This window comes from Thermomonas fusca DSM 15424 (assembly GCF_000423885.1).
Lineage (GTDB): Bacteria > Pseudomonadota > Gammaproteobacteria > Xanthomonadales > Xanthomonadaceae > Thermomonas > Thermomonas fusca.
Map to the genome: position 1 here is coordinate 58,647 of NZ_AUIV01000007.1, position 12,908 is coordinate 71,554.

General features: G+C 70.1%; 10 protein-coding genes. All 10 read left to right on the plus strand.

All coding sequences use genetic code 11. The features are described 5' to 3' along the window. Positions 1-78 precede the first annotated feature (78 nt). Positions 79-522, plus strand: a complete 444-nt coding sequence (locus G582_RS15360; protein WP_083960929.1) for a group III truncated hemoglobin — start codon at positions 79-81, stop codon at positions 520-522. A gap of 89 nt (positions 523-611) precedes the next feature. Then, complete coding sequence (locus tag G582_RS17090) at positions 612-2,303, plus strand: sensor domain-containing diguanylate cyclase (protein WP_083960931.1); 1,692 nt, start codon at positions 612-614, stop codon at positions 2,301-2,303. A gap of 91 nt (positions 2,304-2,394) precedes the next feature. Then, positions 2,395-5,124 carry a DUF2339 domain-containing protein gene (locus tag G582_RS0103720; protein WP_028838683.1) on the plus strand — a complete coding sequence of 910 codons (2,730 nt, stop codon included), beginning with the start codon at positions 2,395-2,397 and terminating at the stop codon, positions 5,122-5,124. Next, the gene (locus G582_RS0103725) at positions 5,121-6,473 is read left to right on the plus strand and encodes a DUF3999 domain-containing protein (protein ID WP_028838684.1); all 1,353 of its coding nucleotides are present in this window, start codon (positions 5,121-5,123) and stop codon (positions 6,471-6,473) included. Before G582_RS0103720 ends, G582_RS0103725 begins: the two co-directional genes overlap by 4 nt. A gap of 93 nt (positions 6,474-6,566) precedes the next feature. Further along, positions 6,567-7,745 carry a phosphoglycerate kinase gene (locus G582_RS0103730; RefSeq protein WP_028838685.1) on the plus strand — a complete coding sequence of 393 codons (1,179 nt, stop codon included), beginning with the start codon at positions 6,567-6,569 and terminating at the stop codon, positions 7,743-7,745. 86 nt (positions 7,746-7,831) lie between these two features. Further along, a complete protein-coding gene (gene pyk / locus G582_RS0103735) occupies positions 7,832-9,313 on the plus strand; it encodes a pyruvate kinase (protein WP_211219289.1) in 1,482 nt (493 codons plus the stop codon). Between the two features lie 71 nt (positions 9,314-9,384). Further along, entirely contained in the window at positions 9,385-10,017 is a 633-nt protein-coding gene (locus G582_RS0103740) for a hypothetical protein (protein WP_028838687.1), read from the plus strand. A gap of 78 nt (positions 10,018-10,095) precedes the next feature. After that, a complete protein-coding gene (locus tag G582_RS0103745; RefSeq protein ID WP_028838688.1) occupies positions 10,096-11,100 on the plus strand; it encodes a class I fructose-bisphosphate aldolase in 1,005 nt (334 codons plus the stop codon). Between the two features lie 143 nt (positions 11,101-11,243). Beyond that, positions 11,244-11,705, plus strand: coding sequence for a hypothetical protein (locus G582_RS0103750; RefSeq protein ID WP_156880241.1), 462 nt, complete (start codon positions 11,244-11,246; stop codon positions 11,703-11,705). A 118-nt stretch (positions 11,706-11,823) separates the two neighbouring features. Next, the gene (locus G582_RS0103755; protein WP_028838690.1) at positions 11,824-12,906 is read left to right on the plus strand and encodes an efflux RND transporter periplasmic adaptor subunit; all 1,083 of its coding nucleotides are present in this window, start codon (positions 11,824-11,826) and stop codon (positions 12,904-12,906) included. Positions 12,907-12,908: the final 2 nt, after the last annotated feature.

Genomic DNA, 12,908 nt, shown 5'->3' on the forward strand with positions numbered 1-12,908 from the left:
CTCGGGCGATGACCCTGGTCAAGACGCGGCGACCAAGCGGCGCGATAATCGGCGCCCCACCCAGGAAATTTGCCCGCCATGCCGCATTCGGCCGCCGCGCCCGCCCCGGATCAGGCGATCCCCGGTTTCGAGCAGATCGAGGCGCTGGTGGATCGCTTCTACGACCGCATCCGGATCCATCCCGAGTTGGGCCCGGTATTCAACGCCGCGGTCCGCGACTGGCCTGAGCACAAACGCCTGCTGACATCGTTCTGGACTTCGGTGATCCTGCGCGCCGGCACCTATCGCGGCAACCCGATGGCGGCCCACCACGGTCACCCCATTACCACCGCCCACTTCGTGCAATGGCTGGCGCTGTGGCGCGACACCGCGGACGAGCTGCTGGCGCCGGCGCAAGCCGAACTGGTGCACGAATACGCCAATCGCATCGGTCGCAGCCTGCGCTACGGGCTGGGCCTGCCGGAGCCCGGCCACGAGCCCGTTGCGCTGGGGCCGCGCGCACCGCTGCTGCGCGGCGGCTGAACGTGGCGAGCGCCTGCCGGCGCTGGATGGCGCTCGCCCGGTCAAGCCTCTGACGCGGCCGCCGCAGCGGCTGTGGTAGAAAGCGGTCGATGAGCGACTCCCCACCGCCAGCGGCTTGGAGCCTGCGCAAGCGTCTGACCAAGGGCCTCGTGCTGACCGCTTTGCTGCCCATGGTGCTGTTCGCGACCAGCCTGTTGCTGGGTGAATGGCAGCGCAGCCGCCACGAGTTGCTGTTGCGGCTGGACGCCAACGCCACGCTCAGCGCCAGCGTGATCGACGATTTCCTCGAGGGCCAGCTGGCCGGCGTGCGCCTGCTGGCCGACCAGATGGGCGAAGACCCGGCCCTGCAGGGCGAGGAGTTGGCGCGCCTGCTGCACATTTATCCATCGATGCTGCGCATCCAGCAGTTCAACGCACGCGGCGATGTGGTCGCGGTGCGCGACGCTCGCGATCGCGAGGTGCCGCTGCTGCCGGGCGTGGCCGCGGACGAGGAATGGTTCGTGGCCGCGCGCAGCCAGTATCGCGCCTTCGTGTCCGGCATCACCCGGCGCCCTGCCTATGGCAACGAAGCGGTGGTCGGCGTGTCCGCCCCGCTGCTGCACGACGGTCGTTTCGCCGGCGCGCTGCAGGCGGACGTGCCGGTGCAGGCGTTCGTCCGCTTGAACGCCGAAAGCCTGGCGCGGCGCAAGCTGGAACTGCTGCTGCTCGATCGCGGCAACAACGTGGTCCACGCCGGCAAGGCGCTGCGCTGGAAGGCGCTGGATGCGGCGGGTGCGCGCGGGCAGGAAATCAGGCGCATCGCCACGCAGGCGGGCCGCGCGACCCGGGTGGTGTCGATGGGCGGCCTGCTGCGCGAAGGCGGCGTCGCCTATGTCGAAGCGGTTGTCATGCGCAACGGCTGGACCCTGGCGCTGGTGACGCCGCACAGCCAGCTGCTGGCACCGCTGCTGCCGCGCCTGCTGCCGCGCCTGCTGCTGCTGGCCGCGCTGTCGGCGGTCAGCCTGATGGGCGTGGCGTGGGCGCTGTGGCTGCAGCGTCGCCTGCTGGAGAAAAGCATCGGCTACCTGCTGGGCAGCCTGCATGGGTATGCGTTGGGCGGCAGGATGGTGCCGGCGCGGACCGATGCGATCCCGGTGGAGCTGCGTCCGCTGGCCGATGGCATCGGCGAGCTGGGCACACGCATGAATGCCGCCTTCGATGAGGTGCAGGCGGTGCTGGAAGCGCGCGAACACGAGATCGCCGAGCGCACCGCGTCGCTGCGCGAAGCGGTATCCGAACTGAACCGGCTCAGCCGCACCGACGCGATGACCGGCTGCCTGAACTACCGCGGCTTCGCCGAGGCCGGTGAGCGGCTGTTCCGTGAGGCACGTGCCAGCGGCACGCCGCTGTCCGTGCTTGCCCTCGATATCGACCATTTCAAGCGCTACAACGACCTGTACGGCCATGCCGAGGGCGACGGCGCGCTGCGCCGCTTCGCCGGCGCCGTGCGCAGCGCGCTGCTGCATGCCGATGACGTGCTGGCGCGGCCGGGCGGCGAGGAGTTCACCGTGTTCCTGCCGGCCACAGATCACGCGCAGGCGCTGCAGGTGGGCGGGCGCGTCTGCCAGCGGGTGCGCGATGCTGACATCGCGCACATGGGTTCGTCCAAGGGGCGGCTGACGGCCAGCATCGGGGTGGCGACCCTGCAGCCGGACGACACCGATCCGGAGGACATGCTGCGCCGCGCCGATGCCGCGCTGTACCGGGTCAAGGCGGCGGGCCGCGACGGCGCGGGCGCCTGAGCAAACGGGTAACGAGGTGATGTGAGGGGCCGACACTGCCGGTATCCTGCCGACGGGGCCAGCGGCATTGGCAATGGAATCGGGGACAGGGATGGAAGGTCTGATCGGGTTGCTGGTGCTCGCGATCCTCGCGGTGCCGGTGTTGTTGGTCGTGGCGCTGGTGTCCATCTCCGGACTCAAGCAGCGGATGGCGGAGCTGGAAACGGAAGTGGCGCAGCTGCGCCGGCGGGCTGCGGAACCTCCGCGGCAGACAGCATCGGTCGAGCCCACGCCGGGCGACTGGATGCAGCAATCCGCGCCGCCGCTGAAAGCTCCATTTGCGCCGCAGGCACCAGCCGCCGCCGCGCCTGCGGCTTCGGTGTCCGCTACTCCGGCAACGCCGCCGGCAGCTGCGTCGACAGCGGCGCGCCCGCCCGAAGCCGTGGCATCGCCGCTATCCGCATCGCCACCGCCATCGCCATCGCCATCGCCATCGCCATCGCCGCGCCCGGCTCCGGCCGCGCCGGCGCGCCCGGACTTCGTCACCGTCGGCATCCGCGCGGTGAAACGCTGGTTCAGCGTCGGCAACGTGCCGGTGAAGATCGGCATGCTGGTGCTGCTGGCGGGCGTGGCGGCATTGCTGAAGTACGCCGCCGACCAGGGCTGGATGGTGATGCCGCCGGAGCTGAAGTTGGCCGGCGTGGCCGCGGCCGCGCTGGCTGCGCTGGTGTTCGCCTGGCGCAAGCGCGAAAGCAACCGCGTGTTTGCGCTCAGCCTTCAGGGCGGCGCCATCGGCGTGCTGCTGCTGGTGGTGTTCGCGGCGTTCAAGGGCTTCGGGTTGCTGCCGGCAGGCGCGGCGTTCGCGCTCAGCGTGGTGCTGGTGGCGGGCGCGGGGGCGCTGGCGGTGCTGCAGGACGCGAAAGCGCTGGCGGTGTTTGCGCTGCTGGCCGGGTTCCTTGCGCCGATCTGGCTGTCCACCGGCAGCGGCAACCACGTCGCGCTGTTCTCCTACTACGCGATCATCAACGCGGCGATCGTCGGGATCGCCTGGTATCGCGCCTGGCGGGTGCTCAACCTGCTGGGCTTCGCGTTCACCTTCGGCATCGGCACCGTCTGGGGCGTGCTGGACTACGCGCCGCACAAATACGCCAGCACCCAGCCGTTCCTGCTGCTGTTCTTCCTGTTCTATCTGGCGATCCCGCTGCTGTTCGTGCGGCGGCGCCCGCCAGGCCGCCGCGACCTGATCGATGGCTGCCTGCTGTTCGGCGTGCCGCTGGTGGCGTTCTCGCTGCAGGCCGGGTTGATGGCGGGCCGGCCGATGGCGCTGGCGTTCTGCGCGCTGGGACTGGGCGCGCTGTACGCGGCGCTGGCGTGGTGGCTGCGGCAGCGGCGTGGCTTCGAGCTGCTGCTGCCGGTCTACGCGATGCTGGCGGTGGGTTTTGCCACCCTGGCGGTGCCGCTGGCGCTGTCGGCGCAGGCCACCGCCAGCGTGTTCGCGCTGGAGGGCGCCGCGCTGGTGTGGTTGGGACTGCGCCAGCAGCGCCGGCTGCCGCAGTTCGCCGGCGCCGGCCTGCAGCTGGCGGCGGCCGTCGCCTTCGCCGTCGCCCAGAGCAAGGGCGTGGACAGCAGCGTGATGGTGCTCAACGGCGGCTGCATGAGTGCGCTGCTGATTGCGCTGGCCGGATTCGCCAGTGCTCGCGCCAACCGCGACGCGGGCAACGACACGCCGGCGCTGGCGTACTACGGATGGGGCCTGGCCTGGTGGTTGCTCAACGGCATCCACGAAATCGACGTGTACCTGCTGAATCGCAGCGCGCCCGATGCGCTGCTGGCGTTCGCCGCCCTGACCGGCTGGCTGGCGGCGGAAGTGCATCGCCGCCGTCCCGCCGGTGCGCTGGCCGGTACCGCGCTGGCCGCGCTGGTTGCGGCGGCACCGCTGGCGCTGTGGCAAAGCGCGGCGCATTCGCAGCCGTTCGCCGGCCACGGCCTGTGGGCATGGCTGGCGTTCGCGCTGCTGGGCGTGCGCAGCCTGCTGTGCCTGCGCGACAGCGGCCATCGCGCCGCGCCGGTTGCGCAGTTCGCCTGGTGGCTGGTGTGGGCGCTGGTGGCCAGCCTGCTGCTGGATTGGCTGGGCGGCCAGGTCGCCATGCTGGGCGAGGGCTGGCGGCAGGCGCTGGTGGTGCTGCCGTGGCTGGCGCTGGCAACGCTGGCGCTGTATCGCTGGCGCTGGCTGTCGATGCCGCTGGGCGAACGTTTCGACGGCTGGCGCCAGCGCCTGCTGACGGTGGTGTTCGCGGTGCTGGGCCTGTGGTGGGTTGCCGCGCTGTTCCGGGCCGGCGGCGCCGCGCCGTTGCCGTGGTTGCCGCTGCTCAATCCGCTGGAACTGGCGCAGCTGGCCGCGCTGATGCTGGCGCTGCGCTGGCAGCTGGGCGATGCGCGCCGGCTGCCGCCGCCGCTGGGCATCCTGTTCGCGCTGCTGGGGTTTGCCTGGCTGACCGCGCTGGTGCTGCGCACCGTGCATCACTGGGGAGGCGCGCCGTGGTCGGACGCGCTGCTCTCCACCAGCCTGGCGCAGACCAGCCTGACCGTGGTCTGGAGCGTGCTGGGCATGCTCGGCTGGGTGGCGGGGTCGAAGCGCGGCCTGCGCACGCTGTGGCTGGCCGGCGCGGTGCTGATGGGCGTGGTGCTGGTGAAGCTGGTGCTGGTGGACCGCCAGCATCTGGGCAACCTGCTCGGGATTGGTTCGTTCATCGCCTATGGCCTGCTGTGCACCGCCGTGGGCTACTTTGCGCCAGCGCCGCCGAAGCACGGCGAGCTTGAAACCGTGGAGCAGCCGGCATGAAAAAGTTTGCGTGGTTGCTGATCCTGCCGCTGGTGGCGGTGGCCGCCGTCGCCGACGACTACGCCGCGCGCTGGCCGCTGGCGCTGGAGCGTCCCGACGGCGGTGCCTACCGGGTGGTGCTGGCGCCGGATGTGTATCGGCAGCTGCAGTCGTCCGATCTGCGCGACCTGGTGGTGACCAACGCCGCGGGACAGCCGGTGGCCACCGCGGTATTCCCGCCCGATGCGCCGCTGGCGCAGGCGGGTGACAGCGTCGCGCTGGCGTGGTTCCCGCTGCCTGGCGATGCTGGCGCGACGGCACTCGATATCGCCGCGATCAGCGAGGTCGCCAGCGACGGCAGCCTGCGCCGGGTCGAACTGCGCGGCGCCAATCCCGATGCGGCCGGCGACAGCGGCTTCGTCATCGACGCCAGCCGCCTGCGCGAGCCGGTGGCGGCGCTGCGCTTCAGCTGGTCGAATGCGCAGGCGTTCGACCGCGGCTACCGCGTCAGCGCCTCCGACGACCTGCGGCAGTGGCGCGAGATCGAACCGGATGGCCGGCTGGTGCAGCTGCGCAACGGCGACCGCCGGGTGATCGAAGACCGCATCGCGCTGCCGGGCGTGCGTGCGAAGTACCTGCGCCTGCAGCCGAACACGCGCCAGCCGGCGCCGCTGGCGCTGACCAGCGTGCGCGCCGAGCTGGCCGGCCAGGTCGCCGCGCCGGCGCTGCAATGGGAACAGCTGCAGGGACGCCGGGTCGAAGACCGCGACGGCGTGCATTTCGAATATGCGCTGGCGGGACGTTTTCCGGTCGAGGCCGCCGACGTGGTGGCGGCCGGCAACAGCACCCGCGGCTGGCTGTTGCAGAGCCGCGATGGCGACGATGCTGCGTGGCAGACGGCGGCCGCGCCTTGGGTCGCGTACCGATTGGACAGCAGCGAGGGCTCCAGCCGCTCGCCGCCGCAGCCGTTGGATCGGCTGGTGCGCGACCGCCAATGGCGGCTGCAGGCACGCAGCGACGGCGCGCAGGATGCGCCGGTGCTGCGACTGGGCTACCGCCCGGAAGTGGTGCTGTTCCTCGCCGAGGGCCAGCCGCCGTTCGCGCTGCTGGCCGGCAGCGCGCGCGCCGCGCGCCCGGCCACGCCGCTGCCGCAGTTGATCGAAACCCTGCGCGCGGCGCGCGGCAAGGACTGGCAACCGGCGGTGGCGACCCTGGGTCAACGCGAGGAGCTGGCCGGTGCTGCCGCGTTGCGGCCTGGCACGCCCATCGACTGGAAGCGCTGGCTGCTGTGGGCGCTGCTGCTGGGCGGGGCGCTGCTGGTGGCCGGGTTTGCCGCCAGCCTGCTGCGCAAGCGCCCGCCGGGCGGGTGATGCGCCGCGCTGACACCGTGACACGGCTGATTGTTTGCCGCGCCCGCGCGGGGGCTGGACAATAGGCGCAACTCGTCACGGGAACACCGCACCATGTCCATCGTCCGCATGACCGACCTCGACCTTGCCGGCAAGCGCGTGCTGATCCGGCAGGATCTCAACGTGCCGATCGACGAGGCCGGCCGGATCACCTCCGAGCAGCGCATCCTGGCCTCGCTGCCCACCCTCAAACTGGCGCTGGAGAAAGGCGCGGCGGTGATGGTGACCTCGCACCTGGGCCGGCCGAAGGAGGGCGCGTGGAGCGCCGACGATTCGCTGGCACCGGTGGCCGCGCGGCTGTCGCAGCTGCTGGGCATCGAAGTGCCGCTGCTGAAGGATTGGGTGGATGGCGTGGAGGTGGCGCCGGGCCAGCTGGTGCTGCTGGAAAACTGCCGCATGAACGTCGGCGAGAAGGCCGACGACGAGGCGCTGTCGAAGCAGTACGCCGCGCTCTGCGACGTGTTCGTGATGGATGCGTTCGGCACCGCGCACCGCGCGCAGGCCTCCACCCATGGCGCGATCCGTTTCGCCCCGGTGGCCTGCGGCGGCCCGCTGCTGATGGCCGAGCTCGACGCGCTGGACAAGGCGCTGGCCAATCCGGCCCGGCCGCTGCTGGCCATCGTCGCCGGCAGCAAGGTGTCCACCAAACTCGAACTGCTGGGCAGTCTGGTCGGCAAGGTCGACCAGCTGATCGTCGGTGGCGGCATCGCCAATACCTTCATCGCCGCGCTCGGTCACGGCGTCGGCAAGTCGTTGGTGGAAATGGATCTGCTGGACACCGCGAAGAAGATCATGGCCGACGCGCATGCACGCGGTGCAGACATCCCGCTGCCGCTGGACGTGGTGGTGGCGCCGGCCTTCGCCGCCGACGCGCCGGCCACGGTCAAGCCGGTGGACGCGGTGGGTGCGGACGACATGATCCTCGACATCGGCCCGGCCACCGCGGCGCGCTACGCGGAGATCATCGCCAAGGCCGGCACCGTGGTCTGGAACGGCCCGGTCGGTGTGTTCGAATTCGACGCCTTCGCCGCCGGCACCGAGGCGGTGGCGCGCGCGATCGCATCGTCGAAGGCGTTCTCCATCGCCGGCGGCGGCGACACCCTGGCGGCGGTGGACAAGTTCGCCATCGCCGATCAGGTGTCCTACATCTCCACCGGCGGCGGCGCCTTCCTCGAGTTCCTCGAAGGCAAGACCCTGCCGGCGGTGGCGGCGCTGGAAGCGCGCGCCGGCTGAAGTCGTTTGCAGCGGCCGGCCTCGTTCGCGTGACGAATTGCCGTGATAGCGTGGGGTCAACGCCAGAAGGTCGACCCCGCGCCACCATGACTGCTCCCGTACTGCCCGAACAGCGCCGCCACACCCGCATCGTCGCCACCCTCGGCCCCGCCACCGATCCGCCCGGGGTGCTGGAGGCGATCCTGCGTGCCGGCGTGGACGTGGTGCGGCTGAATTTCTCGCATGGCGACCCGTCGGCGCAGGTAGCGCGCGGCGAAGCGGTGCGCGAGATGGCTTCGAGGATCGGCCGCGAAGTCGGCATCCTTGCCGACCTGCCGGGGCCGAAGATCCGCGTCGAAACCTTCGCCGAGGGCAAGGTGGCGCTGAAGGCCGGCCACCGCTTCGACCTGGTGGCCAGCCTCGATGCGCCGCCCGGCGATGCGAGCCAGGTCGGCGTCAGCTATCTGGAATTGCCCGGCGACGTGGCGGCCGGCGACGTGCTGCTGCTGGACGACGGCATCGTGCAGCTGCAGGTGGCCGCAGTGGAGGGCGAGCGCATCGTCACCACCGTGCTCAACGACTGCGTGTTGTCCAACCGCAAGGGCCTGAACAAGCAGGGCGGCGGGCTATCGCTGGGCGCGATCACCGAGCGCGACCGCGAGCTGATCGCCATCGCCGCCGGCATGCAGGTGGACTTCATCGCGGTCTCGTTCTGCCGCAATGCCGATGACATGCAGGAGGCGCGCCGGGTGGCGCGCGCGCACGGCAGCAGCGCCGCGCTGGTGGCCAAGATCGAGCGCACCGAGGCGATCGAGAACCTGGCTGAAATTGTTGATGCCAGCGACGTGGTGATGGTGGCGCGCGGCGATCTTGGCGTGGAGATCGGCGACGCCGAGTTGCCCGGCCTGCAGAAGAAGATCATCCGCGAGGCGGTGGCGCGCGAGAAGGTGGTGATCACCGCCACCCAGATGCTGCAGTCGATGGTCGACAGCCCGATGCCGACCCGCGCCGAGGTGCTGGACGTGGCCAATGCGGTGATCGACGGCACCGACGCGGTGATGCTCTCGCAGGAGTCCGCCGCCGGCAGCTGGCCGGTGCGCGCGGTGGAGACGATGGCGCGGATCTGCCTCGGCGCCGAGCGCCAGTTCGCCGTCGATATCGATTTCGAGAAGGCGCGGCGCGGGCTGGAGCGCGCCGACCAAGCCATCGCGATGGCCACGATGTTCCTGTCCGAACACATCGGCGTGCGCGCGGTGGTGGCGATGACCGAATCCGGCGGCACCGCGCGCTACCTGTCGCGGTTCCGTTCATCGGTGCCGATCTACGCGTTCTCCCACCACGCCAACGCGCGCCGGCGGATGGCCTTGATGCGCGACGTGTTCCCGATGGACTACGACAGCCGCGGCCAGACCCCGCGCGAAGCCGCCCGCGGCAGCATCCGCCTGCTGGTGGAAGCCGGCCTGCTGACCGCCGGTGACCGGGTGGTGTTCACCAGCGGCGAGCACATGGAAACCAAGGGCGCCACCAACACCCTGCGCCTGCTGGAGATCGGCGCGGACGGGCACGCTACCGGGTTGGGTGAATTGTGAATGCGCGTTGCGCTTGCTGAGTTCAGGGCGCGTCGCTATAAAGGGTTTTCGCAGTCATGGCGAGGTGGGTTATGGCATTGGAACGTACGCTTTTCGGATCCGTCCTTTTCCTCGCCTGTTTCTGGGCTTCTGCGCAGGCTCCCGAGAAAATTGCCGTTGCCAATGAGGGCGGAATCCGGGATCGCTGGGTGCTTGCGCCCGGCGCAAGCCTGCCGGTTCCGGCTTACCCGAACGCATACAAGGCGAGTGGTGTGGAGGTCTGCGTTGCAATCGGCTATGTGCTCAATGCCGACGGCACCACCTCGGATTTCTCGTTGCTGAAATCTTGGAGTGCCGACGAGCCTGTGCTACATCGTGACGAGTATTGGTCGACGTTCGCGGCCGATGCATCTGCCGCGCTTGCGCGCTGGAAGTTTGCGCCGCGCCCGGACGTAGCCGAGGCCAAGCCGGTGTATACCGTGGCGACCTTCTTGTTTGGCGCGAAAAATGCGACGGAATTGCGCCGCAAATGTGCGATTCCCAGCCTCTCGACGCGTCTGGTGGAGTTACGCTACGACGCCAAGGCCGGGCGGAAAATGGCGTTCGCCGGGGTGTTTGATCGCCTTGCTCTCGATCCGGGCATGGTGACGCGGGTGGATCAGCAGCGTCGCAATGACGCAATTGCCGAGCGTCAGGCGATTCAGCGGCCTAGGCCCAAGCCCTGACGTCTTCGGGGGTAGCCAGATGGTCTGGGGGCGCACGCTATAATGCGCGGATTCCTCCCGCCAGCCGAGCCGCACGCCATGAGCATCGAACAACTCGCCGAAACCGCCCGCGCCATGGTGGCCCCGGGCAAGGGCATCATCGCGATCGATGAGTCCTCCGCCACCTGCAAGAAGCGCTTTGATGGCGTCGGCATCGACTGCACCGAGGAAAGCCGCCGCGCCTACCGCGAGCTGCTGCTGACCGCGCCGAATGCCAACCAGTACCTGTCCGGTGCGATCCTGTTCGACGAAACCCTGCGCCAGTCCACCAAGGACGGCGTGCCGTTCGCCAAGTACATGCTCGACAACGGCATGATCCCGGGCATCAAGGTGGACAAGGGCACGGTGCCGCTGGCCGGCTTCCCCGGCGAGCTGGTGACCGAAGGCCTGGACGGCCTGCGCGACCGCCTCAAGGAGTACTACAAGCTTGGCGCCCGTTTCGCCAAGTGGCGCGCGGTCATCACCATCGGCGACGACATTCCTTCCGGTACGTGCATCGAGGCCAACAGCCACGCGCTGGCGCGTTATGCCGCGCTGTGCCAGGAGCAGGGCCTGGTGCCGATGGTCGAGCCGGAAGTGCTGATGGACGGCGACCACGACATCGGCACCTGCTACGAAGTCACCGAGGTGGTGCTGCGCTCGCTGTTCGACGCGCTGTACAACCAGAGCGTGATGCTGGAAGGCACCATCCTGAAGGCCTCGATGGTCGTTCCCGGCAAGGGCTGCGCCGAGCAGGCAACGGTCGAGGAAGTGGCCGAGTCCACCCTGATGTGCCTGAAGTCGGCGGTGCCGGCGATCCTGCCGGGCATCGTGTTCCTGTCCGGCGGCCAGAGCGACGAGGACGCCACCGCGCACCTCGACGCGATGAACCGGATGGGCCCGAACCCGTGGCCGCTGTCGTTCTCCTACGGCCGCGCCATGCAGCAGGCCGCGCTGAAGCTGTGGGCCGCCGACATGACCGGCAACTACGCCAAGGCCCAGCAGACCGTGTTCGAGCGCGCCAAGGCCAACGGCCTCGCCGCGCTGGGGCAGTGGGGTGAGTGATCGCGCCTAGCTGTTGCCCTCAGGCAACGGCTGCGGGCACGAACGCCCGTACATGGATGTACGGGCCGGGGTGTCCGGGGGCGTTTCCGTTCCGCCATGGATGGCAAAGATGAAGCCGCCATGTGCATAGTCATCCCAGCCAAATGAAAACGCCGGCCCGGTGCCGGCGTTTTCCATTTTGCCTTCCTGCTGCGATTGCGTCGTATGCTTCCGGCATCAACGCGGGGACAATGATGGCGAACGAGGATCTCGCGAAACAGGTGATGCAGGCATTGGCGGGCGGCGACCGCACGCGCGCGGCTGGCCTGCTGCGGGCGGCGGGGATGCCGGCGATGCGGCAGGCGCTGGACCAGTTCAAGGCGCAGGCCGAGAACGAGCGGCGGGCGCTGAAAGCACTGGGTGACTCCGCGCATGGCGCGGTGGGGAACGTCGGGAGCCAGGGTGAGCAGGCGCGGACCCAGGCCCAGAGCGCGCTGCAGGCGTTGCGCACGCACAAGCACCCGCCCACCGTGGAAATGGGCGAGAAGCCCGGCAGCCTGCGCTGGGTGATGATCGTGCTGGGGCTGCTGGCGCTGGCCGCCTGGCTGGCATTCGGCGGGCTCTGACGGCCGCTCGACAACGCACCAGCGGGCGCGGCGTTGACAGCGACGTGCCAAGCCGATGGCACAGGAGGGTTGTCATCGGCAAAGGCTAGAATCGCGAGCCCCCCGCCTGAGCCGCGCCATGCCTTTGATCCGCCGCCATTTCCTGCTGTTCGCCGCGATCGCGGCGTTTGCCCTTTCCGCCTGCGGCAAACAGGACGGCCCCGCCGCAGGTGGCCCCGGCGGCGGTCGTGGCAACCAGCCGGTGCCGGTGGAAGTGGCGGTGGTGCGCGAACAGGACTGGAACGATGCGCTGCGTGCGCTGGGCACGGTCAAGGCGCACGAGGCGGTGACGGTGACCGCCAAGGTCAGCGAAACCGTGCAGCAGGTGCATTTCGAAAGCGGCCAGGAAGTCGCGCGTGGCGCCGCGCTGGTGACCCTGAGCGGCCAGCAGCAGCAGGCGCTGCTGGCCTCGGCGGAAGCACAGGTGCGCGAAGCCGAGCAGCAGTTCCAGCGCCAACAACAACTGGTGGGTCAACAGCTGGTGGCGCGTTCTGCCTTCGATACCGCCCGCGCCGCCCGCGATGCCGCCCGCGCACAGGCCGCGCAGATCCGCGCCAACCTGTCCGACCGGGTGATCCGCGCGCCGTTCGCCGGCGTGCTGGGTATCCGCCAGGTCAGCCCCGGTGCGCTGGTCACGCCGGGCACGGTGATCGCCACCCTCGACGCCATCGACCGCGTGTACGTGGATTTCCCGGTGCCGGAAACCGAACTGGCCGGGGTCGCGCCCGGACAGGCGTTGAGCGGCCGAGCCGGCGCTTACCCCGGACGCAGCTTCGACGGCAGCGTCAGCACCGTGTCGGCGCGGCTGGACGCGGGCACCCGCGCCGCCACCGTGCGCGGCGACTTCCCCAATCCCGAGCGCCTGCTCAAGCCCGGCATGCTGATCGAGGTGGCGCTGGTGCGCGGCACCCGCCCGGCCATCGTGGTGCCGGAACTGGCGGTGCAGCAGATCGGCAGCGAAACCTTCCTGTGGCGGGTCAAGGACGATGGCACGGTGGAGAAGGCCGACGTGGTGGTGGGCGGCCGCATCCCCGGCAAGGTGATGCTGAAGGAAGGCATCCGCGCGGGCGAGCGGATCGTGGTCGAGGGCACGGGCAAGCTGCAGCCGGGTGCGAAGATCGCGTCGGGCGGCGCTGCGCCCGCAGCCGACGGCGCGAAGTGACG